Origin of the sequence: Paraburkholderia sp. (genome assembly GCF_024281035.1) — a bacterium.
Classification (GTDB): domain Bacteria; phylum Pseudomonadota; class Gammaproteobacteria; order Burkholderiales; family Burkholderiaceae; genus Paraburkholderia.
This window is the reverse complement of sequence record NZ_JAMXLH010000058.1, coordinates 1-24,402: the sequence shown is the minus strand read 5'-3', so window position 1 is coordinate 24,402 and position 24,402 is coordinate 1. Positions and strand designations below refer to the sequence as shown.

The following is a 24,402-nucleotide window of genomic DNA, read 5'->3' as shown; positions in this document are numbered from 1 at the left end:
GCGTTCGCGTGGACGACGCGCTTGCTAAGCAAGCCCGCTGTTGCACCACACCTTTCTGCCGATTTTTTCCAGTGCGCCGTTCAGTGCGTGACCAGCACGCCATCCTCCGAAACGAGAACCGGCTTTCCGGTCGCGGCGATCACGGCCGCCGTGACTGCCGCCCGGTCCTGGCGCTGATGGATCTCGAACGATGCACTGCCCTCGCGTTGCCGAAACACGAGCCCGTTGAGCCCAACGCCCAGCAGCCCGTTGCCGGTTGTAACGAGATCGGTAATCGAGCTCTTCGTGCCCGGATTCAGAGGCGACCACGTTGCGCCGCCATCGCCGCTCTGGAACAGACTGCCAAGCAGGCCGCCTACCACGATTCGCCCGTCGGGCATCGCCACACCCGACCACAACGTGCCTTTACCACCCGTGGCGAGGTAATTCCAGTTCGCGCCGTCGTCGGTCGATTTCAGTACCATCCCCTGCTCCGAGTCGATGTACAGCGCCCCCTGCCGGTCCGCGAAGATGTGATACAGGTTGCGGTCCGCCCTGCTGGCGCCGGGCGGCTTCGGCACCGTCACTTTGGCCCACGTCTTGCCGCCGTCGTGCGTCGCGAGCATCAGCGACCACAGGCCCACCGCGATCCCGTCCTTTCCGCTCGTAAAGAGCACCGAGAACAGCGGCTGGTCCACCGTGATGTCCATGCGTTGCTTCTGCCACGTCTCACCGCCGTCGGTCGTCGCAAGAATCACGCCCCACTGACCGACTGCCCAGCCGTGCTGCGCATCGGTGAACGTTACAGCCGACAGCGTCGCCGAAACCGGCACGGTACGCGCCTGCCGGAACGACTTGCCGTCGTCGTCGGACAGCAGAACGAGGCCGTGCTCGCCGACCACGACGATGCGCGCGCCCGCGCGCGCGGCGTCCATCAGCATCATGCGGGTCGGCGCTACCCACGCGTGCGCCGGCCTGGCGGACCAGGCCGCGACCGTTCCGCCGGATTGTGCGAGCGCCGCCGGGGCCGCACAGACTGTGGCCGCGCAGAGCGCGAACCCGGTAACAAGCGTCTTGATCATGGTTGAATCTCTGTAATGGTTCCTGCGGGTGCTCACGACTGCATTGCTGTCGTTGCACCCGCGAATTGCATCGCGAATTGCAGCCGCGAATTGCAGCTACGAATTGCAGTTGCGATAGTCAGTGGCTGAACAGGCCCGGCGCGCGCGCCGGCTTGCTGCGCGGGAACCAGCGTTCGAGAACCGACGCCAGCGCGGGCAATGCGGTCATCGCCATCAGCAGATTGACGAGGAACATGAACGCGAGCAGCTTGCCCATGTCGGCCTGAAACTTCAGCGCCGAGAAGCTCCACGTCGCCACGCCGATCGCCAGCGTGATCGCCGTGAAGATCGTCGCAACGCCGACTTCCAGCATCGCGTGCTGAACCGCCTTCACGATGTTCTGGCCGCCGGCCAGATGCACTTGCAACCGGTTATAGATGTAGAACGCGTAATCGACGCCGATGCCCACCGCGAGCACCATGACGGGCAGCGTGGCGACGGTCAGGCCGATCTGCAGTTCCTTCATGAACCAGTAGCCGATGAAAGTCGCGACGGACAGCGGCACGCAGCAGGCCAGCATCGCGCGCCAATCGCGGTATGCGAGGAACACGAGAATCAGGATTGCGGCGTACACATAGAGCATCATCGGCAATTCGCTGCGCGCCACTTCGTCATTGGTGGCCGCCAGCACGCCCGCATTCCCCGCGGCGAGACGGACAGTGATGCCCGGGAACGGGTGCGACGTGCGGTATTGCTTCACGTCGTCGAGAATCCGGTTGATCGTCGTTGCCTTGTGATCGGTCAGGTACAGATGGACCGCCGTCATGCCGCAGTCGGATTTCATGTATCCCTTCAAACGCCCGACGTCGACCGACTCCGCGCCATAGTTTTCCGCGGCGATCGGGACGACGTTCATCTTCGGATAGTCTTCGTTGTAGCCCGCGTTATAGGTGCGCAGCATCGCCGAATACGACTGTACGGATACCACGCCCGGCTCGGTTCGCATCGCCGCCGAGAAGTCGTCCTCATACAGGCCGACCGCCGGGTTGTCGCACGCCTTTCCGTTCGACTCGATCGCGACCGTGAGCCAGTCGAGGCCCATGTCGTAGTGGCCCGCGATCGATGTCGCATCGCGGTTGAATCGTGCATCCGCGCGCAACTCCGGCGCGCCCGGCTGCAGCGTGCCGATCACGCGGTCGCGGCTTTGCCAGGCCGCAAGCGCGAACACCACCACAGTCAACGCGAGCGTGACAGCCGCGTATTTCGGCTCGGCCACCCTCGCCAGCGGGCGCAGCCACGCCGAGCGCCGCTGGCTGCGATCGAGCGCGCTATCCGCGTAGGCTTTCGAGAAGTTGAAGCACGACGCTGCGACCGGCAGCAGGATCAGGTTCGTCACGATCTTGTACGCAACGCCGAGCGACGCGGTGATCGCCAGCTCGCGCACCATCGGAATCGGGATCAGCAACAGCGTGATAAACGACACGAATGCGGTCACGAGCGCCAGCACGCCGGGGATGAGCAGGCCGCTGAAACTGTGACGCGCGGCGTCGAACGAACTATGTCCATGCGAGATCTCGCGCACGATGAAATTGACCTGCTGCACGCCGTGCGACACCCCGATCGCGAATACGAGGAACGGCACGAGCACCGCAAGCGGATCGAGACCGAAGCCCAGCAGCTTCAGCGTGCCGAACTGCCAGACGAGCGACGTCAGCGAGCAGGAGATCAGCAGCACCGTGAAGCGGACCGAATGGCAGTACCAGTAGACCGCGAGCGCGGTCAGCAGCAGCGCGATCCCGCAGAAGCCGAGCACGGCGGTGGCGCCATCGGCGATGTCGCCGATCTGTTTCGCGAAACCAATGATCTGGACTTCGTAGCCGGCATCCTCGAACGGCTTGCGAATCTTCGCTTCCATCAGATGGTTGAACGCGACGTAATCGAGCGACTTGCCGAAGCGATCGCGCTCGTTCAGTTCGGCCGTGATCATCGCGCTGTCTTCGCCATGCGAGACGAGCGTGCCGACATAGCCGCCGAGCGTCGTCGCGCGACGGATCTGCGCGACGATCCCGGGCGTCAACTGGTCGGGCGTGATGTTGCCCGAGATGATCGGTTCGGCGCGAAAGCCTTCATCGGTAATTTCATTGACGAACGCGTTCGGCGTCCACAGCGACCGGACACCGATCCGGTCGACGTTCGGCAGGTAGGTGACGGCCTGAGTCACCTTGTACAGACGCGTCAACCCCTCCTTCGACCAGATGGAACCCTTGCGGGCCCGCACGACGAAGGTGATCCGGTTCGCGCCGAGCAGATCGTTCCGGTACTGCTGAAACGTCTTGATGTATTCATGGCCGATCGGCATCTGCTTCTCGAAGCCGGCGTCCATCCGCAACTGCACAGCGAAGACCGCCATGACGGCGGTAAACAGGCCGATCACCACCAGCACGATCGCTCGGTGGCCGAAGAAGCCTTTTTCCAGCCGGCTGACTAGACGATTGAGCACGACATTACCCCTTCAAATGTTTCAGCGGCGCACCGTGTGCGCCGCGCCTCACGGGTTCACCCAACGGGTTCACCCATCAGAAATTCCGGGTCACGAACAACCCGACGAAATTCCGGTCTGCATACGGCTGCCCCACCGTCTGATGCCCGCCCCAGAACATCGTGTAGTTGATGCCCGCCTGCCAGACGGTCGGATTCTGGTTGAACAGCAAATAGAGGTTCAGCGACTTCGCACCCTGCAGGTAGTTCGCGGTGAACGTCGGCGTATAACCGTAGAGCGCGTCCGAGAACGTCATGCCTGGCGTGACCTGCCAGCCGGGAATCAGCGTGCCGTCATAGGTCCAGTTGAAATCGATCGTCGCGCCGACCGAACTCGACGTACCCTGCGCCATCGCGATGGGATAACCGAGACCCGAGTTATTGTTCAGCCACGGCAGATAGCCGGCTGCCGGTACCTGTGTGACCGTCTGGCCGTTGACCGTGTGCGTGACGCCGCTCGAACTCAGGCCGGGGTAATAGATCCACGTCAGTTCCCACGTCAGGGCGGCCGAATCCGCGCCGAGCAGCTTCAGGAACGGATACTCGCTGCGCGTCAGCGCCAGCAGGCCGTTGAGGTCGAACTGGAACTTCTTCTTGTCGACCCACTGCTGACAATCGGCGCCCGCTACGCCATTCGTGTTCAGGTCGAGCGGACCGCCTGCGCCGAAGCAGCTCGACAACGCCACCGCATCGCGCGGGCGATACGACACCTCGGCGCCGATCGCCCAGTCGCCGAGCCCGAAATTGGTACTGGCGCCGAACAACTGGCGGTTCCCGAGATACGAGAATTGCGTCGTCCCGTTCGCCAACGACGTGATCACCGGGGATTTGTCGATGTAGTTCTCGTAATACACCGCGAAGTTCGCACCGATGGAACTCGGCGCAAAGTTGAATTTCACACCGAACTGCGGCCGGTATTTCGCGGGCAGTTTCGTCGCGGATGGAAGGCCGACATCGAAAAACGGCGGCCCCGCGAATGCGCCGTTGACAAGACCGTTCCTGATCGCATTCAGCGTATCCTGATTGCCTGCCGCGCCCGGCCCCCCCATCGCGGTTGCAATCGTGCCCGCGCTCGGGCCGGCCACGTTGAGGTTGTTCGTGTTGAGCGTGAACGGCTCCGCGCCGCGGCCAAAGCCGTTCGTCGTCGACCAGAACGTGCCGACCGGCGGGTAGCGGTTGCCGTTCCACTGAAACTGGTAGTAGCCCTCAGTGCTGAACCCGTGGGAAAGATCCCCGGCGAAGCTCAGCATGGGCGCCGGGAGCAGCGCCTGCTTGAGCTGCGTACCCGGAATCAGCAGCTTCTGGACGTCGAGCGAATTCGTTACGTTGATGCCGCTCTGCGCGAAGATGCTCTCGCCCCAGTTGATCACCTGGTTGCCGAGTCGCACGTGAGCGGATCGCCCGGCTAGCGTGAAATCTTTCTCGCCCCACAAGTCGAGCAACTGCGCGTTATAGACCACCTGCGCCGCCGCGGTGCTCGATAGCGGCGTCCGGTTCGTGTCTTTCGCGAGGAAGTCGTACATGCCCGTGCCGCGGACCATGAACTTGAGCCCCTCGCTCGGCATCGTCAGCAGCAGTTCGCTGGTCGCACTCAGGTAAGTGCTGAATGGCTGCCCCTTGCGGTAATTCAGGTCGCCGTTGTCGCCAAACCCCCATTGATTGACGTTCGCCGCGTCGCCGCAGCCGAACGCGTTCGGATCGCCTGTGAGCGAACAACTCGGACTCCTGGTCCGGATCCCGGCACCTGCCGTGAGGTTGGTCACCCACGACCCCTTCAGATCGTTGAATCCCGTCGTGAAATCGTACCCGTACGCGCTCGATGTCACCGCGCTTAGGACTGCGAGCGAAATCGTTGTCCGCCCGACAATTTTCTTCGTCTCCATCACCCCTCCGCATCTCCTCTGGATGCCGGCGGGCGCCATCGGCGCACGCCGGCCCGGTCATCCACACATCGTGCTTCAGCGCTCGCTGACCGACCGCAGTGACTCGGAAGTGTAGAAATCAGGCTTGAATCGCGGATCGTCGATCTTCTGATACCAGCGAATATCCTTGCCCTGACCGATCGACGACTGATCGAATACGTAACGCCCGTTGATCACGTCGTACTGCACGAACGGCTCGTTGTCGCAGGCGCCGCCCAGCTCCCAGACCGGGATCGGATAGCTTTCCCGCACCTTCCACAGCTTGCCCTGTGCATCGAAGTCCTCGCCGACGAGCGCCAGCCAGCTGTCCTCGTCCAGATAGAGGACTTTCTTCGAATCGACGTGACGTGCGCTGGGCTTCACGGTCGCTTCGACGACCCAGACGCGGTGTATCTCGTAGCGCCGATTGTCGGCAGCGATGCCGTCAGGCGTGGCAACGTCGTGCAGCTTGCTCTTGAACCTGTACATGCCGAACGAGTCGTACGGCACGATCATTTCCTTCTTGCCGATGAGCTTCCAGTTGAACCGGTCGATGGAGCCGTTGAACATATTGGCCTCGTCGATCAGATACTGGTTTTCGAAGCCGATGAGCGGCGCGTCGTGCGTATAGGCCGGCATGCGTCTCACGCGCCGCTGCCCAGGGAAGTAGTAGAACGTTTCGGGTGTCTTGTCGAAGTACTGCCGCTGCACGAAGGCCTGGCCGGCCAGCGCCGCGGGCGACTCCATCGCGAAGTAGGCGGCGAAATTGAGCTGGTCGACGTCCTGCGGCGAGGTCTTGCCTTGCTTGCCCGCAGGGACGTAGAAAACCTGCGGGCCGACCACGTCGATCCACTCGGTGCTGCCCGGGCGTGGGGAAATCGTCGTGATGTATTGCGCCCACTCAACCCCTACGCCGCGGTACCGCGTTTCGTAGTTCAGGATGGCTTCGGCGCCGTTTTTCGGCGCCGGGAACGCCACGCCCGGGAGCGCCGCAGTCTGGATCACTTCGCCGGATGAATCGAGCTTCGCCGAAGTGAGATTCGCCTTTGAATTCTGTTGGGCAAATTCCGGGAGCTGACATTCGCGATGCGACGGATAGACATCCATCCGGTAGCCCTTCTGCTGTTTGAGCAGCTGAACCTGGCCCGGTGAGAGCTTGTCCGCGTATTTGTCGACGTTCGTTGCATCGATCGAGTAAAGGGGCTTCTCGTCCTTATGCTTCCAGAAGTCGCCGCGGAACTTGCCCCACTCCCATCCAGCAGGCGTTGCCCCCCCGCCGGAAAAGGCCGGCACGAGGCCATCCTTGCTGGCCCCACGCTCGGCGCCTGCGGGCGTGAGATCGTCCGCGGCGGCTGCGCCGGCCACGAGCATCAAGGCGGCCGCGATTGCTGACACGGCACCCACTGTGTGCTTCCTCATCATGTCTCTCCTTGCGATTTCTACGTCGTTCGTGGTGCGTATTGCGACAAACTCAGGACTTCTTATTTGTAGATTTTTTTTCAACGGCTTCCGGCGGCATTCCGCCTGGAACACGCTGACAAAGTCCGCATAGCGATGAAATCAGGAGAAGAGGAAAGACAGGCGATCGTCCTGGTATGAACGATACGGCCGCCGTCGATGACGCGGATGTCCGTCAACGTGCGCCGTTGTCGATATTGATGAGCCTGCTCATGTGTCTCCTCACTGCATCTGTGAGGTGACTCTACAAGCGATGCGTCATAACGCCCCCCCTGCCGCTGGTAGGGGACGGGGGTAGGGGCGAGCGGAGTCAGCCGATCACCGGAGAGCGGCGCCTGACGTAGCAGGCGCCGCCACTTTTTGTGCGGCGCAATACAGGAAACGTTACATCGCCGACTTCGAGAGGCTTCGTCGGCGCGACTCGCCCGCTGCCTGAACGGCCGCCTGGCGGCGAATTCACTTGCCGCTCGCGCGACAAAACAGATTGCCCCCCGTCTGGGCGAATCTGCCCGGTTCACGTACGCTGGAACCCGTCGCCGCCCGTGTGAACACGCCGTATCCCGGAACCGCCATCAGGCACGCTTTAGCCGGAACCCCGGTCAAGCCACGGAGCGCGTAAACCCTTATTTTTGTTTGGACTATCATCAACCTATACTTTGTCTACCGTTTGTAGACACATGAGCCATGGCAAAAACCAAGCTTCAACTGGCAGCCGCAGACACCGAATCGGGCGCGTCAGCAGATCGTAAAAACGTGATGGCGGAAACGCTTCGGCGCCGCATCGTGAGCATGGAGCTCGCTCCGGGCGCCGCAGTCGACGAACTCGCCCTGAGCGAAGAGTTCGGTCTCTCCCGCCCGCCTGTACGCGAGTTGATGCGCCAGATGGCGGCGGAGGGTTACCTGGAGCTTGAGCCGAACAGGCCAGCCCGCGTTTCGCCGATGAGCTACCAGTCGTTGCGAAGCTTTTTCCTTGCAGCGCCGCTCATCTACGTAGCAACCACGCAAATGGCCGCGAACAATGCCACGCCCGAAGACGTGGAGCGATTGAAGCAGATTCAGGCGCTCTTTCGCATCTCGATCGAAGAGAACGACCTTCAGTCGCGCGTGCTGCACAACGACGCGTTTCACTTCGAAATTGGCCGGATCGCGCGCAACGCGTATCTCATGCCCAGCCTGCGCCGTGTGTTGATCGACCATGCGCGCCTCGGCAAGATTTTTTACCGCTCGCCCACCACGAGCGACATGCAAAAAGACCTGGAAAAGGCCGTTGAGCAACACGACCAGATCATCGAGGCAATCGCGCTTCGCGATGCACAGAGTGCCGGCGAACTGGTCCGCAGCCATATGGAGTTGTCGCGCCGGCGCATGGCGGAGTATGTGATTCCCGAAGGGTTGAACGTACCCATCCAGTTTTAAGGGCCGCGCAGGGGGGGTGCGCGCGTTTTTCGGTGCACCGCCCCGTCTGAGGACGCGGCGCGGATTTATATGCGATCAAGGAATTAGGAATGCTTAATGTGACATCGCTCCCCGCGGACGACAAGATGTGCGGCTGGTATCACACAAGCCAGCCTCGCGAACCGAGGCCGCCTCACGCAGGGGAATCAAAGGCGCGCTGGGCCGTTATCGGCGCCGGCTTCACGGGTCTTGCCGCCGCGCGGCAGCTTGCCCTGAATTTCCCCGACGATGAAGTCATTCTCATCGAGGCCCAGGAGGTCGGCTTCGGCACCTCGGGGCGTAATGCAGGTTTTGCGATCGACCTGCCGCACGATATCGGCGCCGACGACTACATCGGCGATATCGCGACGGCAAAATCCACGCTCAAGCTGAACGTGCTCGGCCAGACGATCTTGCGTGAGCTGGTCGGCAAGCACGGCATCGATTGCCATATGACCGCGTCCGGCAAATACCAGGCTGCGATTGAAGAGCGCGGCGTGGCTGTACTCGACGCCTATCGGCGCGGCCTCGACAAGCTCGGCCAGGCGTACGAGGTGATCGAAGGCAAGGACCTGCCCGGACACATCGGCACGTCGTTCTACCGCAAGGCGCTGTTCACGCCCGGCACCGTACTCGTGCAACCCTCGGCGCTGGTCAAGGGCCTGGCCGACAGCCTGCCGCCCAACGTGAGGTTGTACGAGCACACACCCATTACCGATGTCGACTATGGCGAGAAAATCGTGCTGGCGCATCGCAACGGCCGTATTACGGCGGACAAGCTGGTGCTGGCGAACAACGCCTTCGGCATGCGCTTCGGCTTCCTGCAACGCACGATGCTGCCGGTTTTCCTGTATGCGAGCCTGACCCGGCCGCTCACCGGCGCCGAGCAGGACCAGCTCGGCGGCAAGCCGTTCTGGGGCGTCATCCCGGCGGACCCGTTCGGCAGCACGCTGCGCCGCACGCACGACAACCGCATTCTGGTGCGCAACAGCTTCAGCTTCAATCCGGACGGACGACCGAAGGAGCACTATCTCCCCCGCTTCGCCGAACGCCACCGGCTTTCGTTCGAACGACGCTTTCCGATGCTGCCGAAAGTGGAATTCGAATACACGTGGAGCGGATCGCTCGCGCTCTCGCACAACCACAAGGGATTTTTCGGGCAGCTTGCGCCCAATGTCTACGGCGCGTTGTGCTGCAACGGCCTCGGCATCACGCGCGGAACCGTGACGGGCACGCTGCTCGCCGACTGGCTCGCGGGCAAGCGTAGCGAGCAGATCGATTTTCTGCTGGCCACGTCGGGACCCGACAAGACCCCGCCGGAGCCGTTCCTCTCCATTGGCGTCAACGCCACGCTCTGGTGGGGGCAACGCAAGGCAGGACTCGAAAGTTGAGGACGCATCGGTCGGCGTAGCGCATCAGCAGATCGGCCGAAGCAACGTACACAAGGGATGCAGACACAACACCCATGGCGCTCGCCAGGACGTGTTGCGCCCAATTACATGGAAGGAGACAGACGATGTCGCAGAATCAATTGACTATTGAGGACGTGCCGCTCAATGGCTTTCACCAGTTGCTCACCATTCGTTCGAGCGGCGGCTGGCTCATGGACGGCTACGTGCTCAGCATTATCGGCGTGGCGATGGTGCAGTTTTCCGCCGCGCTCGGCCTCACGAGTTTCTGGGAAGGCATGGTTGCCGCGTCGGCGCTGATCGGCATTTTCTTTGGCGGGTTCCTCGGGGGCTGGCTGTCCGACCGTATGGGGCGTCAAAAGCCCTACTTTTTCGGGCCCGTCATCTTCTTCGCGTGCTCGCTCGCGCAACTCTGGGTTCAATCGGGCGAAGCGCTCTTCGTTTTGCGCTTCCTCATTGGCATCGGCGTGGGCATCGAATATCCGGTGGCCGGTTCGCTCCTCGTCGAATTCATGCCCCGCAAATATCGCGGCCCGCGCCTCGCCCTGCTCACGATTATCTGGTTCCTCGGTGCGGCGCTCGCCTATATCGTCGGCAACCTCATCTTGAGCAGCGGTGCGCAAGATGGATGGCGCTGGGTGCTCGCGAGCCCCGCCGTCATCGGTATCGTGCTGTTTGTCGTGCGTATCGGCACCCCCGAATCGCCGCGCTGGCTGATCAGCAAAGGCCGCACCGCCGATGCAGAAGCCATCATCAAAAAGGTTTATGGCCCGTCGTTTTCGCTGAAAAATCTGCCCGAAGAACAAACCGAAAAGAAAATCTCGCTCTGGTCGCTCCTGCATTCCGGCTACGGCAAACGCATGCTCTTTGTTTCAGTGTTCTGGAGCTGCTCCGTGATCCCGGTCTTCGCGGTCTATTCCTTCGCGCCGCGTGTGCTCGAGGCACTTCACTTGACAGGCAAGTGGGAATCGCTCGGCTCTGTCGCGATCACGTTGCTCTTCGTCGTGGGCTGCATCATCGCCACGCGCATCATCAACGAACTGGGCCGCCGCGCGATGGTGATTCACAGCTTCCTGTGGTCGGGTCTTGCGTTGCTGGCGCTGGGCGCGTGCTCGAATGGCCCGGCCGTATTGATTCTGGTGCTGTTCGGCGCCTATGCGGTGCTGATCGGCGGCGCGCAGGTGCTGCAGCTCGTGTACCCGAATGAAATTTTCCCGACCGATATCCGTGCATTCGCCGTCGGCATGGGCGCCTCGCTTTCGCGAATCGGCGCCGCAATCGGAACGTGGGCGGTACCCATCGCCCTCCAGACCGTCGGCATCGGCAACACCATGTACGCAGCGGCGGCCGTCTCGTTCATCGGCCTCGCAGCCTCGCTCGCTCTCGCGCCAGAAACGCGTTCGCTGAGCCTGCAGGAAGCGGCCTCGCTGAATCACTGAAACCCTGAAACCCACTACCTGCGTGCTGCCGTCAATGACGGCAGCGGCACACCTTGCGTCAAAAACACCCGCTCTCTCTGGAAGAACATCATGAAGTTTGAAGGCATCTACACCCCCGCCATCACGCCCTTGAACGCCGAAGGGCAAATCGACAAGACGGCATTCGCCGAGGTGCTCGAATCGCTGATCGCGGCCCGGGTCCACGGCATCATCATCGGCGGCTCGACCGGCGAATACTACGCGCAGAGCGCGCAGGAGCGTTTCGAGCTGGGCGCCTGGGCGAAGGAAGTGATCGGCTCGCGTTTGCCGCTCATCATCGGCACTGGCGCGGTCCGCACCGAGGATTCCGTCGAATACGCGAAAGCGGCGAAGGCCATCGGGGCAGACGCGATCCTGGTCGGCTCGCCGCCCTATGCGCTGCCCACGCAGCAGGAAAACGCCGTGCACGCGCTGGCCGTCGATCGTGCGGCGGGCCTGCCCATCATGCTCTACAACTACCCCGGCCGCATGAGCGTCTCAATGGGCCGTGAGTTCTTCGATACCGTGCTGAAGGCGTCGAAGAACTTCGTGGCGATCAAGGAAAGCTCCGGCCAGACGGCGCAACTGCACATGCTCGCGCGCGAGTTCCCGAGTCTCAGCGTGTCGTGCGGCTGGGACGATCAGGCGCTGGAGTTCTTCGCCTGGGGCGCACGCAGCTGGGTATGCGCGGGCTCGAACTTCCTGCCCGCCGAGCACATCGCGCTATACGAGGCGTGCGCGGTTCAGAAGGATTTCGACAAGGGCCGCCGCATCATGTCCGCGATGCTGCCGCTCATGGACTTCCTCGAAGAAGGCAAGTTCGTTCAGGCCATCAAGTATGGCTGCGAGATTGCGGGCCTGCGTGCTGGCGGCGTGCGCGCGCCCCTGCAAGGACTCGACACGCAGGAAAAGGAGCGGCTCCAAAGCATCGTTGCCGAACTCAAGCGTAATGTCGCATCGGTCGCCGGGGGCAAATCCTGATGGCTCAACTTCTCACTGCTCCGGAGTACGCGGCGATTGCCGCGGAATTGCGGCTGCCCACCCAGGCGTTCATCGACGGCGCGTTCCAGCCTTCGCGTTCCGGCGACACCTTCACAACGATTAACCCGGCGACAGACGAAGCGCTCGGGAAAATTGCGGCCTGCAATGCCGCCGATGTCGATATTGCCGTTGCGCGCGCAAGGACTGCATTCGAGGACGGACGCTGGCGCAATCTCGCGCCTTCGCGCCGAAAGGCCATCCTGCTGCAGTTTGCCGACAGGCTGGAGCAGCACGCGCACGAACTCGCCACGATGGAGAGCCTCGACAGCGGCAAGCCGATTCGCGAATGCCAGAACACGGACATTCCGGAGGCGATTCACACAATCCGCTGGCACGCCGAACTGATCGACAAGATCTACGACAACGCGGCCCCCACAGGCGCGAGCGCGCTCGCTCTCGTCGTGCGCGAGCCCGTTGGCGTGGTCGGCCTCGTGCTGCCCTGGAATTTTCCGCTGTTGATGCTTGCGTGGAAGATTGGCCCATCGCTCGCGGCCGGGTGCTCGATCATCGTGAAGCCCGCGAAGGAAACCTCGCTGACTGCCCTGCGTGTTGCAGAACTGGCTCACGAAGCGGGCGTGCCGGCCGGTGTCTTCAATGTTTTGCCGGGCGGCGGAAAAGAAGTCGGCGAGCCGCTGGGCAGGCACGGGGATGTCGATATGGTCAGCTTCACCGGCTCGACGGAAACCGGCCGCCGGTTCCTCCGATATGCCGCCGATTCCAACCTCAAACGCGTGGTGCTCGAGTGCGGCGGCAAGAATCCCGCCGTCGTACTGCGCGATGTCGAGGATCTCGACGCGGTCGCGCAGCATGTCGTGAATGGCGCGTTCTGGAACATGGGCGAGAACTGCTCGGCGTCGTCGCGTCTGATCGTTCATGCCGATATCAAGGACGCATTGCTGCAGCGTATCGGCGTGCACATGCGCGAATGGAAAATGGGCGATCCGCTCGATCCGGCACACCGCATCGGCTCGATGGTCAGCAAGGCGCACTTCGAAAAGGTGCGATCGTATCTCGAGCACGCAAAAGCGGAGCGCCTGCGCGTGGCTTTCGGCGGCGAGACAAAGAGCGGCATTTTCGTCGAGCCGACGGTGGTGGACGGCGTGGACCCGCAAAACCGCTTGTTCCAGGAAGAGATATTCGGCCCGGTCCTTTCTGTGACGACGTTCACCGGCATCGATGAAGCCGTCGCACTGGCGAACGATTCGGTGTATGGACTCGCCGCCTCCGTCTATACGAGCAACCTGAACCACGCCATTCGCTTGTCGCGTGAAATCCGCGCGGGCGTCGTCACCGTCAACTGTTTTGGCGAGGGCGACATCACGACGCCATTTGGAGGCTACAAGCAGTCCGGGTTTGGCGGCCGCGACAAATCCGTCTGGGCGCACGATCAATACACCGAGATGAAAACCATCTGGATTGACGTACCCGCGAGCACCGCGTAGGCTCCCCGCACCACATTGCCGCACCGCGCGATCCGGCGTGGCAGTCACGGCCGGCAGTTTAACCTTGCCGCGGCGGAACAGCGCGACGGAACCTCGCCGCGGCATCGAATCATCTAAAGCGATTGACGAGTATGAAGAGCAAAAAGCAGGCAACGCTCATCGGGCTGATTGCGGTCCTGTTGTGGGCGTCCATCGTCGCCCTCATTCGGGGTGTCAGCGAAAGTCTCGGCGCCACCGGCGGCGCGGCGATGATGTATTCGGTGGCCTCGGTGTTTCTGTTCTTCTCGGTCGGTTTCCCGAGGCTCCGTGAGTTTCCGCGAAGCTACCTTGTGTGGGGCAGCCTGCTTTTTGTCGCGTACGAACTGTGCCTGTCACTATCCATCGGCTATGCCCACACCGGCAGACAGGCCATCGAAGTCGGGATGGTCAATTACCTGTGGCCGACCTTCACACTGGTCTCGGCCATTCTGTTCAACAAACAGAGGGCGAACCTGCTGGTCGTACCGGGTTTTCTGCTTTCGATGCTCGGCATTTGCTGGGTTTTGGGTGGAGAAAAGGGGCTGGATCTGCCGGGCATGCTGGCGAACGTCAAAGACAACCCATTGAGCTACGGTCTGGCGTTTTTCGGAGCGTTGATCTGGGCGGCTTATTGCACCGTGACGGCGCGTATTGCCCGCGGCAAGAACGGTGTCACGCTGTTCTTCATGCTGGTTTCTGTTGTGCTGTGGGGCAAATATCTCGTCGAAGGTGGCGGTGCGATGGCATTCAGCCTCCATGCACTCATCTATCTCGTGCTGGCCGCCTCCGCGATGGGCTTCGGCTACGCCGCATGGAACGTGGGAATCCTGCATGGCAATGTCACCGTGCTTGCCGGAGCGTCGTATTTCATTCCCGTGCTTTCGGCAGCGTTCGCCGCCACCCTGCTCCACGCGCCCTTATCGGTCCAGTTCTGGCAAGGCGCGTTAATGGTGTGTGGCGGTTCGATCCTGTGCTGGCTCGCCACGCGCAACCGGCAAGCGAGAATGGCAACCCCTGCTCAGGCGAAAGAGCGCGCCTGATGCGACTGCTCTTCTTTCCCTTTCCCGGGTTATGCCGACGTGCGCGGAAAAGAACGAACGCTTTCGACTTCAAATACGCGCGATAGAATACGGTTTCCATCTTTTGAAGGAATCACGCTGTGCCTGACACGCTCCCCGCACCGCTGCGTATTGCAATCAACGGATACGGCCGCGTCGGCCGTTGCTTCCTGCGGGCAATCCATGAGTCGGACTTCCGTGACGCCTTCAGAATTTCGGCCATCAATGAACCGGCCGACCTCTCGAGCATGGCTTACCTGACGCGCTTCGATTCCACCCATGGGCGTTTCCCGGGGAAAGTCGAGGTTGGAGAAGGCACATTGCTTATCGAGGGCGAAGCAATCCCGATATTCCATGAGACCACACCCGAAGGCGTCGACTGGAGAGGGCTCGAGATCGATCTGCTCGTCGAGTGTTCCGGCCGTTACGGCGATCGGGCTTCGCTGACGCGTTTTCTCGACGCGGGCTGCGCGCGACTGCTGCTCTCGCATCCGGGTGACAGTGCCGCGGATGTCGACGCAACGGTTGTATTCGGGACGAATCACAGCCTTCTTTCGGGCAAGGAGCGGCTCGTGTCGAACGCATCGTGCACGACCAACGCGGCCGTGCCGGTTCTTTCGCTCCTGCACCGCGAGTTGAATATCGAACAGGTGCAGCTCACGACGCTGCATTCGGTCATGAATGACCAGCCGCTGATCGACGGCTATCACCATTCCGATCTGCGCAGGACACGTTCGGCAATGCAGTCGATCGTCCCCGTTTCGACTGGACTTGCGCGCGGCGTGGAGCGCCTGCTTCCCGAACTCAAGGGCCGCGTGCATGCCAAGGCGATCCGCGTGCCAACCCACAATGTGTCTTCGATCGACATGGTCTTGTCGGTAGGACGCGACGTGAGCGCTGCAAGCATCAACGAATTGCTGAAAAGCGCAGCGGCCGGACCCTACGCCGGACTCATCGCCTGGTCGGACGACCCGCATGCTTCGATCGACTTCAATCACGATCCGCATTCTGCAATTGTCGACGGCGCGCAGACGCATGTCAGCGGTGGTCGTCTGGTAAATCTGATGCTGTGGTTCGACAATGAGTGGGGGTTTGTGAATCGCTTGCTGGATACGACGCGGCATTGGCTCGTGGCCGCCTGACGCCGGATTCCGGAACCGCTCTACCAGATCCGCCCGGCGGGTCTGGTTTAACTATCGGGCATAAATATAGTCATCCTCATTAATCTGTTTTTATAGCTGGGTTAAAGTCGGTTCAGATGTGCCATCAGGCGCTCCACCGGCCCGACTGCCCCGGACATGGTTTCATCCTGAAGACTGCCTGGTCCATCGAGCGCCTGAACATCGGAAATCCCGGCTCACATGCAATTTCTTCCGTTTCAGAAGCACGCAGCCGCGTCGCGTTGAGGTTCTACCAGCCCGAAAAGGACACCTCTCCATGTCAGTCCCAAGCCGTCCTGTCGCGTTCATACTCGCCGCTTCGAATCACGGCACCATGATCCTCAATCGCAACGACTACAACATCTCCAGCTCCGGAGGCGTCTACGGTGTCGGGTATCAGATACTGGATCAGTCGAGCTTCGACGCGGGTGAAGTCGGTTTCATGCTTGGGCTGCTCGCCCGGCGACGCCAGTATTTCGGCGATGGCGTAGTCGCAATCGATGGCGGGGCCAACATTGGCGTGCACACGATCGAATGGGCGCGGCAAATGCATGGCTGGGGACGTGTACTCAGCTTCGAGGCCCAGGAGATCGTCTTCTATGCGCTAGCGGGCAACATCGTCATCAATAACTGCCTGAACGCACGGGCGAAGCTCAGCGCGCTGGGTGAGCGAGTCGGTGAGTTGATCGTTCCACAGCCAGATTATTTTTCTCATGCCAGCTTCGGCAGCCTCGAATTGCGTGAGCGTGCAAACACCGAAGACATCGGCCAGCGCATTTCATACACCCCATCAAGCGGAGTCGCAGTTCCCATGGTGAGTATCGATTCGCTGAATCTCGAACGCGTCGATCTCATCAAACTCGACGTTGAAGGTATGGAAATGGACGTGCTACGTGGCGCTCGAAAAACGCTGCAAACTCTCCGGCCGATACTTTCAGTCGAGGTGATCAAGTCCGATCAGGTCGCGATAGAGGAATTGCTCGGCGAGCTGGGATATCGCCATTTTCCCGCCGGGATAAATCTTGTCGCGGTCCACGCGGAAGATCCCGTGCTGCATCACCTAAGCCATCGTGATGGGGTGACATACCTGAATTGAGCTAATGCGAAGGCGCCTGCAGCATTCGTACATAGCTGCGTAACTATGCCGAGCCTGAGGCATCGCATTCACGATGAGCCCGATGGAACGCTGCAATCGCGCGCCACATCCGCACGGGATTCGAATACATCGGAAAGTGCCCGCAATCGGGGATTTCGGCCAGTGTCACACCTCGCTCGCGGATGTAGTTCAGGTATGAAAGCGACGCGTTCTGCGCGCCATACATGAACATTCGTGGAAGCGGAAGACCAAGAAACGTGTTCATGAGGTCGCCGTGGTCGGAAAGCTCGACCATCGATCTGAATATCCCGCCTACCGCTCCTGCCCGCACCTTGTGACGCAGGCTCGCGGCATACAGCGCGCTCGCCCAGGCGGGCGCTTCCCGGGTTCGCTCGATAAAGTCTTCGAAGAATTGTTCGGCGTTCTCGCGCGGGTGGTCGACGATCTGTCTACTGAGAAAGCAGTCCTCGGGCGCAATATTTCCTTCGATGTCGACAAAACTGATGACCCGCTCCGGGTATCGTTGCGCCAGCATCAATGCCGTCAATCCGCCCATCGAGTGCCCGACCAGGTGAAACCTGGCAAAACCGACGCGCTGCAGCATTTCAAGGGCCGTTTCCAGCAGAAACGGAATGCCTATGTTCGTCAGATCGGAGCAGACGGTCTCTCCGCAGCCCGGTGCGTCATACGCAAGGAAGGGATGGCCCGCGAATTCAGCGTAACGAACGATATCGGCATAGTCCTCTTTCGTAGATCCAAATCCGTGAAGAAAAACGATCGGCGCCTTCTCGCCGTCGCGATGGATGGCTGAAACACTCATGGCTGTGCCATCGACCGCAAGCGAGAACGCCGAACGCGTAAATTCTTGAAGCATGGTTTTCAGATCCAGGATAGACATTAATTCGCTCCTGCGCCGATGATGGAAAATCGAGGCCGCCGACACACGGGCGAGGCACCGGAAACGCTCACCCCATCAACGTTCGGCAGAAGCGCTGAATTGCGATGCAAGCGCGCGACAACGACACATCATCCAGCGCATACGCGACACGAATGTACGGCCCGAGGCCGAACGCGCTGCCGTGCACGGTTGCCACACCCGCTTCGTCGAGCAATGCATTGACCACGGCCTCGTCGCTGTCGAGGCGCGTACCGGCGGGCGTTATCTTGCCGATCAACCCTTCGCACGAAGCAAAAGCGTAGAACGCGCCTTGCGGCATGGCGCAGTGCAGCCCCGGAGCCTGGTTGAGCAGTTCGTGCACCCGATCGCGCCGACGCTGGAACACAGCCCGAGACTCCCGAACGAAATCCTGCGGCCCAGTGAGTGCGGCGAGAGCCGCATGCTGCGAGATCGTCGAGGCGCCGGAAGTCTGTTGGCCCTGCAGCTTCTCCATCGCCTCGATCAGCCAGCCCGGCCCCGTGCAATAGCCGATGCGCCAGCCGGTCATCGCGTAGGCCTTGGAGACGCCGTTCATCGTGAGCACGCGCTCGCGCAGTCTCGGCTCCACCTGGGCGATCGTGACGAACTCCAGATCATCGAAGATCAGGTGCTCGTAGATGTCGTCGGACAACACCAGCACCTGCGGATGCGCAAGCAGCACCTCGGCCAGCGCGTGAAGTTCGGCACGGCTGTAAACCGCCCCGGTGGGATTCGACGGCGAATTGAGAATCAGCCAGCGTGTCTTCGGCGTGATGGCGGCTTGAAGTGCCGGTGCAGTGAGCTTGAAGCCGCTCTCACTGCCGCCCGGAACGATCACAGACTTGCCGCCGCAAAGCTGCACGATCTCCGGATAGCTCACCCAATACGGTGCGGGCACAACGACTTCGTCGCCCTCGTTCAGGGTCGCGGCCAGTGCATTGAAAATCACCTGCTTGCCGCCGCTGCAAACGAGCGTGTCTCGCCAATCCACCTCCAGGTCGTTTTCACGCTGGAATTTGGCCGCGATGGCTTCACGCAGTTGCCTCAGCCCCGCGACCTGCGTGTAGCGGGTGTGACCGGCCCGAATGGCGGCGATGCCGGCTTCGCGCACATGTTCCGGCGTGTCGAAGTCCGGCTCGCCCGCACTCAGCGAAATCACGGTGGCGCCGGACGCACGCCTTGCAGCCACGCGGTCCATGACCTTATAGGTTGCGGAAGGTTTTGCCGCGGCGAGGAAGCGATTGAGTTCGATGTTCGATACGCTCACGACGCATCCCTCCACTGCGAGAGACCGAACAGGTCCAGCGTGGTCCGGCCCTCCCGCAGGCGCTCCATGATTCCGGCTTCCTTGGCGGCGCGTGCCTGCCCTTTCGTCAGCGTCGCATGAACATGCGCGGCCGGGATGACCAGCACGCCGTCGTCGTCCGCCAGCACGAGATCCCCTGCCGTTACCGGCGTGCCGGTGAAACTGATCGGCTGCCCAACGGAAGGAACGCTCGCCTTGATCGTGCCGCGCATCGAGATGCCGCGCGCGAATACCGGAAAGCGCCGTGCCGTCAACGCGGCGATATCCCGAACGCCGCCGTCAATGACAAGACCGGCCACGCCGGCTGTTTCGGCCGCAACCGTGAGGACCTCGCCCCAATAGCCCGCAACGAAGCCGCCCGTCGAAATGACGAGCACGCTGCCGCGCGGCGCTTTCTCCATCGCGACATGGATGGCCAGATTGTCACCGGGCGAACATTCGAGGGGAAACGCGGGCCCCGCAACGGATGCACCCGGCCACACCGTGCGGATGGCGGGATCGACCGAACTGGTCGGCAATCCGGAGGCTTCGAAGAGCGTAGAGGTGCCGAGCCCGCGCGCGAGCTCCAGCAGCGCTGCGGCATAGAGCTTGATCGTGGACATCAGCCTTTCCTTTGTAGCGTGTGATAACCGAGTGAAGCCCGCGCCTCGCCGAGCGTTTTACCTTTTGCGATCTGGTCGCGAATGCGCGATTCGGTCTCTTCGATCTTGCGGGCGGTCTGCGCCACTTCACGCGCGCGAGCACGCGGCACGATGACGACGCCATTCGCGTCCGCCACCACGATGTCGCGTGCCGCCACGCGCACGGTGCCGATGCCCACCACGGCATTCACCGACTCGACCTGCACGCGGTCCTTCCCGGTGCGCATGAATCTCCCGGCTGTGAAGAGCTGATAGCCATCCCCCAGCGCCTTGTTCACGTCGCGGCAGACGCCATCGATCACCGTGCCCGCGATGCCGCGCAGCCCGGCGTATTCGGTCATGATGTCGCCCCATACAGTGCAGTCGGTGCGGCCATCGTTGTCGATCACAACGACATCGCCTGGCGCCACATCGTCGATGAAATCGCCTACGGTACCCGGCGGCACGCTCGCGGGCACATATTTGACGGTAAACGCCGGGCCGACGACGACCTTCGTGTAGTCGGCCAGCGGCATGATGCCCCGCACTTGCCCGTGAAGACCCAGCTTGTCCATCGCGTCGGAAACACCCGGTGTATCGAGGCCCGCGAAGAGCTCGACCAGTTCCCGGTCATCCGCGTTCGGCTTGAGAGGATTCGTCATATGCTGCATTCCTGAGGAAATAATCCGGTTACCGGGCCGCAATGGCTTCGAACGCTTTGTCGTGCATGACTTCCGCCACCGATCGGCCTGCGCGCACGGCGGCCAGCATGCCGTCCTGGCGGCGCGCAATGCGCTCGCCCAGATCGAGCACAGCTTCGATATGATCTGCGGGGACGAAAACCGTCCCACAGCGATCGGCGATCACGTAGTCGTTCTCGTGCACGGTGACGCCCGCGATCTCGACGGGCTTGCCCGAATCGATCTGGATCACGCGGTTGCGCGCGCTGATCATCGTGACGCCACGGCCGTAGACCGGATAGCCGATCGACTCGCTGCCTTCGATATCGCGGCTCAAGCCGTCGATGATCGAGCCGCGAATCCGTCTGGCCGTTGCTGCATTGGCGAGGATGTCGCCCCAGCACGAGATACCCTCCACCCCGCCCGCGATCACTAGCACACGATCATCCGTGGAAACTGCGTCAATCACCGGCGAAATGAGGTGCACAGTTGGCGCGGTATCGGTTTTTGGGCCAAGCTGGATCGTGCTTGCCCGCCCGACGATCTTCGGGCAATTCCAGAGAGGGCGAAGACCATAGGTCGCGCCGGGCAGGCCGAGAAAATCGAGGGCGTCGGAAGCCGTATTGGTGTCGAGCGATGCGAGGCGATCAAGAAGCGAAGTCTGGTTCATGACGCTGAGGTCCGTTGAAAGGTGTGGCAATCGTGGCCCCGGCGGTCTGTTCTGTAAATTTCGCATTTCGTATCGCTCTGATACGATTTTCGGAACACAGAAAACGCGGAGCGCGATGATTGCGACCGCGATAATGGCGGCCGATTGCGGCGAGCGCCCGCATCAGCTTCAATCCGCAAGGAGACAGGACCGACATGAACAATACGATCGACTTCAGGCTAATCCGGCAGCTCTGGATGTTTCTGGCCGTCGCCGAGGAGCAGCATTTCGGCCGGGCGGCCAGGCGTCTGAACATGTCTCAACCACCCTTGACCGAGCAGATCAAGGTGCTTGAGCAGTCGCTGAAAGTGCAGCTATTTGATCGTTCCCGGCGAGGTACGCAACTCAGCCCCGCAGGCGCGGCGATCCTGCCGGCCGTGCGCCAGTTCGCCGGCCAGGTCGAACGACTCGAACGGGTGGTGCGGGAGGTCGCTGCGGGACAGTCCGGTGTGCTGCACGTAGGCGCCATTACTTCCGCCATGCTGGAAACCGTTCCGCCATTGCTGGACGCGCTCAGGCAGGCCCATCCGAATCTCACCGTGTTCGTCAACGAAATCGACAGCGTCGATGCGATACCGGCGCTGGAAGCGGGGGAGCTCGATCTGGCGTTCGTCCGTATCGACGGCGAGGTGGGAGGCGGAATCGCCGCCATGCCGCTCGCCAACGACCGGCTTGCCGTGGCGCTTCCCAAGGACCATCCGCTGGCCGCGTTGCCCAGAGTACGGTTGCAGTCGCTCGCCAGCGAGCAACTTGTGATGTCGTCGCGCCAGGTCAGCCCCGTGTATTTCGACACGCTCGTGTCGGTCTGCCGCGCAAACGGTTTGACGCCGCGCGTCACGCATGAAGTGCGTTCGGTTACGTCGCAGATCGCCTATGTCGGGTGCGGACAGGGCGTGGCGCTGGTCCCGTCGTCGATGCGCAAGCTCGCGCCCGAAAATGTCGTCGTGCGGCCGTTGAAGGAAAAAATCGAAGTGGTAACAGCCGCCTTGCTGTGGAACACGCAGCGCCATCACCCGCTAGTCGACGAAGTGATTGCATCGCTGGAGAAACGCAAGGGGCGACCGGCCTCGCGCTGAAAAGTGCACCGATTTTTTACGGCGCCTGGCGAGACTCACCTGATTCTTTAAGTCTCTGCGCCAAAAAAAACGAATGGCCCGCAATGGGCCATTCACTTTGCTACAGGTAGCATCGAATCTGGTTACAGCGGCTGGATATTCGCAGCCTGCTTGCCCTTGGGCCCCTGCTTCACCTCGAAGCTCACACGCTGGCTTTCCTGCAACGACTTGAAGCCCTTCCCCTGAACTTCGGAGAAGTGCGCAAACAGGTCGTCGCCACCTTCGTCCGGCGTGATGAATCCGAAACCCTTCGCATCGTTAAACCACTTCACTGAACCTGTCGCCATGTCTCTGTCTCTTCCCAAACCGGTTAAGTCGAACGTTAAACTTCGACCGGCACTTGCCGATCGCACGTGCGATGATGAACGGGCAAACACGCCCGGGCAATAAGCGTTTTCTCTGATAGAGACGACATATCATTGACACAATTGTTTTTGGGGCCGGGTAGCGGAACCTTACACGGTTTACTGTGATCTGTGCTGGCCAACGGGAATTCAGATGTCGACGGCTTCAGATCTACTGCCCCGATCGTCACCGTCCATCGTTTGCATTTGCCATTTTTTCCAGAGAAATCGTGGCAATACCCAATCCGGATCTACGAGCCGACTTCGGTTCGTATAACGGGCCAACTTATCTGGGCAAGAAGTTGTGCAACGTGAAAACTCATCGGGCGAGCGCCCGGAGTGGCGCGATATCACTCGCCACGCCAGACCCGGTTCGTGAGGTCGACATGAGGTTTTTCACGTGCTTCTCGCCTGTTCAGGCGGGAAGCACGCGGGGTGCAACTATTTGACCGCATCGAACGTTAGAGCGATGCGGGTGTATTATCGGCCGGACGCCAGTGCTCAGCGATTGCCTTATCCGGTATGCGAACGGTCGCAAGCAACGGCGAATAACCGAGCACTCTTGCCTCGCTTACAGCAAGTCTCTCGGAGCGAAGCAGTTCGCCCGAAATCTTCGTACCGTCCTGAGTTTCAATGCGGTACCCATCAATCGGCCCCCATTGGCCCTTCGGCATTGGCTCAATATAAACGTGCGCCATCTCGTACCTCCACAGGTTTAAAAAAACTGAAACGCGCACACCTTACAAATTCAAATATTGCCGGTCTACGCGTCTTTTCTCTGTATCAAGAGTATCGAGATAAGCGATGGTTGTGGCCGCAAAACCGCCGCCCGGATATCTCATAAAAACACCGCAAATTCAACGACATACATATCACCTTTCGCAATACGCAATTGCATTGACCGATGCGCAATGCCGGAATGTTGCGTCGCGGCAGATGTTTCTGGCATATGCGACATTGTTTTACATTGTGAGAACTGGACACCGGAGCGGCGCGCCGAGCGGTTTGATGCGAACGCACCGAAGTCGACCCCAATCCGTCCAGCGAATTTCGAGCACATGCGGTCTTCAAGCCTGATTTTTATTCGGGGCTTCAATGTGAAAAAGCCCCTGGCCCGATTGGTTCACAATCGGGCCAGGGGCGTGTTTCCCGCCTGCATTAATGGTGCAATAGAAACGTGTTCAGCGTGACTCGCCGAGCTGTTCGAGGATCGCCGGATTCTCAAGCGTCGAAACGTCCTGCGTGATCGACTCGCCCTTCGCGAGCGAACGCAGCAGGCGCCGCATGATCTTGCCCGAGCGCGTCTTCGGCAGGTTATCGCCGAAGCGGATGTCGCGCGGCTTGGCGATCGGTCCGATCTCCTTGGCCACCCACGCACGCAGATCGCTGGCAAGTTTCACCGCGTCGTCGCCGTGCGGACGTGCGCCCTTGAGCACCACGAACGCCACCACCGCTTCGCCTGTCGTGTCGTCCGGACGGCCCACCACCGCAGCCTCCGCCACCAGCGGATTCGCGACCAGCGCCGACTCGATCTCCATCGTGCCCAGGCGGTGCCCCGAGACGTTCAGCACGTCGTCGATACGGCCCATGATCGTGAAGTAGCCCGTCTCCTTGTCGCGCACGCTGCCGTCGCCCGCCAGGTAGAGCCGCCCGCCCAGTT

19 protein-coding genes and 1 pseudogene are annotated in these 24,402 nt (G+C 61.3%); 9 read left to right on the top strand and 11 right to left on the bottom strand.

Annotated elements, in window-relative coordinates; all coding sequences use genetic code 11:
- Window positions 1-80: 80 nt before the first annotated feature.
- From Q0L30_RS19745 to Q0L30_RS19730, 4 genes are all read right to left on the bottom strand, one after another.
- Window positions 81-1,061 carry a YCF48-related protein gene (locus tag Q0L30_RS19745; protein ID WP_296660089.1) on the bottom strand — a complete coding sequence of 327 codons (981 nt, stop codon included), beginning with the start codon at window positions 1,059-1,061 and terminating at the stop codon, window positions 81-83.
- A gap of 118 nt (window positions 1,062-1,179) precedes the next feature.
- Window positions 1,180-3,540 carry an efflux RND transporter permease subunit gene (locus tag Q0L30_RS19740; RefSeq protein ID WP_296660087.1) on the bottom strand — a complete coding sequence of 787 codons (2,361 nt, stop codon included), beginning with the start codon at window positions 3,538-3,540 and terminating at the stop codon, window positions 1,180-1,182.
- 76 nt (window positions 3,541-3,616) lie between these two features.
- Window positions 3,617-5,461: a DUF1302 domain-containing protein gene (locus tag Q0L30_RS19735; RefSeq protein WP_296660084.1), complete on the bottom strand. Its 1,845-nt coding sequence runs from the start codon at window positions 5,459-5,461 to the stop codon at window positions 3,617-3,619.
- Window positions 5,462-5,536: 75 nt separating this feature from the next.
- Window positions 5,537-6,901, bottom strand: coding sequence for a DUF1329 domain-containing protein (locus Q0L30_RS19730; protein WP_296660081.1), 1,365 nt, complete (start codon window positions 6,899-6,901; stop codon window positions 5,537-5,539).
- Between the two features lie 720 nt (window positions 6,902-7,621).
- On the opposite strand from Q0L30_RS19730, the gene Q0L30_RS19725 reads away from it, so the two are divergent.
- The 8 genes from Q0L30_RS19725 to Q0L30_RS19690 all read left to right on the top strand — a co-directional run bounded on the left by Q0L30_RS19725 (window position 7,622) and on the right by Q0L30_RS19690 (window position 17,052).
- Window positions 7,622-8,353, top strand: a complete 732-nt coding sequence (locus Q0L30_RS19725) for a GntR family transcriptional regulator (RefSeq protein ID WP_296660079.1) — start codon at window positions 7,622-7,624, stop codon at window positions 8,351-8,353.
- A gap of 89 nt (window positions 8,354-8,442) precedes the next feature.
- Complete coding sequence (locus tag Q0L30_RS19720) at window positions 8,443-9,762, top strand: FAD-binding oxidoreductase (protein ID WP_296660077.1); 1,320 nt, start codon at window positions 8,443-8,445, stop codon at window positions 9,760-9,762.
- 125 nt (window positions 9,763-9,887) lie between these two features.
- Entirely contained in the window at window positions 9,888-11,219 is a 1,332-nt protein-coding gene (locus Q0L30_RS19715; protein WP_296660074.1) for an MFS transporter, read from the top strand.
- Between the two features lie 90 nt (window positions 11,220-11,309).
- Entirely contained in the window at window positions 11,310-12,218 is a 909-nt protein-coding gene (locus tag Q0L30_RS19710) for a dihydrodipicolinate synthase family protein (protein WP_296660072.1), read from the top strand.
- Entirely contained in the window at window positions 12,218-13,720 is a 1,503-nt protein-coding gene (locus tag Q0L30_RS19705) for an aldehyde dehydrogenase (protein ID WP_296660069.1), read from the top strand. The genes Q0L30_RS19710 and Q0L30_RS19705 overlap by 1 nt, the downstream gene beginning before the upstream one ends.
- 131 nt (window positions 13,721-13,851) lie before the next feature.
- The gene (gene yddG, locus Q0L30_RS19700) at window positions 13,852-14,778 is read left to right on the top strand and encodes an aromatic amino acid DMT transporter YddG (protein ID WP_296660066.1); all 927 of its coding nucleotides are present in this window, start codon (window positions 13,852-13,854) and stop codon (window positions 14,776-14,778) included.
- A gap of 119 nt (window positions 14,779-14,897) precedes the next feature.
- Window positions 14,898-15,938, top strand: a complete 1,041-nt coding sequence (locus Q0L30_RS19695) for a glyceraldehyde 3-phosphate dehydrogenase NAD-binding domain-containing protein (protein ID WP_296660063.1) — start codon at window positions 14,898-14,900, stop codon at window positions 15,936-15,938.
- A 295-nt stretch (window positions 15,939-16,233) separates the two neighbouring features.
- On the top strand, window positions 16,234-17,052 hold the full coding sequence (locus tag Q0L30_RS19690; RefSeq protein ID WP_296660061.1) for an FkbM family methyltransferase: 819 nt from the start codon (window positions 16,234-16,236) through the stop codon (window positions 17,050-17,052).
- A gap of 43 nt (window positions 17,053-17,095) precedes the next feature.
- Here the strand turns inward: Q0L30_RS19690 and Q0L30_RS19685 are convergent, their stop codons facing one another.
- From Q0L30_RS19685 to Q0L30_RS19665, 5 genes are all read right to left on the bottom strand, one after another.
- Complete coding sequence (locus tag Q0L30_RS19685; RefSeq protein WP_296660058.1) at window positions 17,096-17,950, bottom strand: alpha/beta hydrolase; 855 nt, start codon at window positions 17,948-17,950, stop codon at window positions 17,096-17,098.
- Window positions 17,951-18,017: 67 nt separating this feature from the next.
- Window positions 18,018-19,166, bottom strand: coding sequence for a pyridoxal phosphate-dependent aminotransferase (locus Q0L30_RS19680; RefSeq protein WP_296660280.1), 1,149 nt, complete (start codon window positions 19,164-19,166; stop codon window positions 18,018-18,020).
- A 65-nt stretch (window positions 19,167-19,231) separates the two neighbouring features.
- Entirely contained in the window at window positions 19,232-19,876 is a 645-nt protein-coding gene (locus Q0L30_RS19675; protein ID WP_296660056.1) for a dimethylmenaquinone methyltransferase, read from the bottom strand.
- Window positions 19,876-20,556 (bottom strand): RraA family protein, encoded by a 681-nt coding sequence (locus Q0L30_RS19670; protein WP_296660054.1) that lies wholly within the window; start codon window positions 20,554-20,556, stop codon window positions 19,876-19,878. The genes Q0L30_RS19675 and Q0L30_RS19670 overlap by 1 nt, the downstream gene beginning before the upstream one ends.
- Window positions 20,557-20,584: 28 nt before the next feature.
- Window positions 20,585-21,244 carry an RraA family protein gene (locus Q0L30_RS19665; protein ID WP_296660052.1) on the bottom strand — a complete coding sequence of 220 codons (660 nt, stop codon included), beginning with the start codon at window positions 21,242-21,244 and terminating at the stop codon, window positions 20,585-20,587.
- A gap of 194 nt (window positions 21,245-21,438) precedes the next feature.
- Between Q0L30_RS19665 and Q0L30_RS19660 the strand changes: the two genes are divergently transcribed.
- Entirely contained in the window at window positions 21,439-22,359 is a 921-nt protein-coding gene (locus tag Q0L30_RS19660; RefSeq protein ID WP_296660050.1) for a LysR substrate-binding domain-containing protein, read from the top strand.
- A 122-nt stretch (window positions 22,360-22,481) separates the two neighbouring features.
- Here Q0L30_RS19660 and Q0L30_RS19655 read toward each other — a convergent pair whose 3' ends face one another.
- Together Q0L30_RS19655 and Q0L30_RS19650 are read right to left on the bottom strand one after the other, a co-directional pair.
- Complete coding sequence (locus tag Q0L30_RS19655) at window positions 22,482-22,685, bottom strand: cold-shock protein (protein WP_293040414.1); 204 nt, start codon at window positions 22,683-22,685, stop codon at window positions 22,482-22,484.
- Between the two features lie 1,238 nt (window positions 22,686-23,923).
- Window positions 23,924-24,402, bottom strand: a pseudogene (locus tag Q0L30_RS19650) (acetyl-coenzyme A synthetase); the annotation flags it as partial.

Excerpts from the sequence above, each read along its gene's own strand:
- Q0L30_RS19735 (WP_296660084.1), bottom strand. The coding sequence starts at position 5,461 with ATGGAGACGAAGAAAATTGTCGGGCGGACAACGATTTCGCTCGCAGTC.
- Q0L30_RS19675 (WP_296660056.1), bottom strand. The coding sequence starts at position 19,876 with ATGTCCACGATCAAGCTCTATGCCGCAGCGCTGCTGGAGCTCGCGCGC.
- Q0L30_RS19745 (WP_296660089.1), bottom strand. The coding sequence starts at position 1,061 with ATGATCAAGACGCTTGTTACCGGGTTCGCGCTCTGCGCGGCCACAGTC.
- yddG (WP_296660066.1), top strand. The coding sequence starts at position 13,852 with ATGAAGAGCAAAAAGCAGGCAACGCTCATCGGGCTGATTGCGGTCCTG.
- Q0L30_RS19730 (WP_296660081.1), bottom strand. The coding sequence starts at position 6,901 with ATGATGAGGAAGCACACAGTGGGTGCCGTGTCAGCAATCGCGGCCGCC.
- Q0L30_RS19660 (WP_296660050.1), top strand. The coding sequence starts at position 21,439 with ATGAACAATACGATCGACTTCAGGCTAATCCGGCAGCTCTGGATGTTT.
- Q0L30_RS19665 (WP_296660052.1), bottom strand. The coding sequence starts at position 21,244 with ATGAACCAGACTTCGCTTCTTGATCGCCTCGCATCGCTCGACACCAAT.
- Q0L30_RS19715 (WP_296660074.1), top strand. The coding sequence starts at position 9,888 with ATGTCGCAGAATCAATTGACTATTGAGGACGTGCCGCTCAATGGCTTT.
- Q0L30_RS19710 (WP_296660072.1), top strand. The coding sequence starts at position 11,310 with ATGAAGTTTGAAGGCATCTACACCCCCGCCATCACGCCCTTGAACGCC.
- Q0L30_RS19670 (WP_296660054.1), bottom strand. The coding sequence starts at position 20,556 with ATGACGAATCCTCTCAAGCCGAACGCGGATGACCGGGAACTGGTCGAG.
- Q0L30_RS19655 (WP_293040414.1), bottom strand. The coding sequence starts at position 22,685 with ATGGCGACAGGTTCAGTGAAGTGGTTTAACGATGCGAAGGGTTTCGGA.
- Q0L30_RS19680 (WP_296660280.1), bottom strand. The coding sequence starts at position 19,166 with ATGGACCGCGTGGCTGCAAGGCGTGCGTCCGGCGCCACCGTGATTTCG.
- Q0L30_RS19705 (WP_296660069.1), top strand. The coding sequence starts at position 12,218 with ATGGCTCAACTTCTCACTGCTCCGGAGTACGCGGCGATTGCCGCGGAA.
- Q0L30_RS19720 (WP_296660077.1), top strand. The coding sequence starts at position 8,443 with ATGCTTAATGTGACATCGCTCCCCGCGGACGACAAGATGTGCGGCTGG.
- Q0L30_RS19725 (WP_296660079.1), top strand. The coding sequence starts at position 7,622 with ATGGCAAAAACCAAGCTTCAACTGGCAGCCGCAGACACCGAATCGGGC.
- Q0L30_RS19690 (WP_296660061.1), top strand. The coding sequence starts at position 16,234 with ATGTCAGTCCCAAGCCGTCCTGTCGCGTTCATACTCGCCGCTTCGAAT.
- Q0L30_RS19685 (WP_296660058.1), bottom strand. The coding sequence starts at position 17,950 with ATGTCTATCCTGGATCTGAAAACCATGCTTCAAGAATTTACGCGTTCG.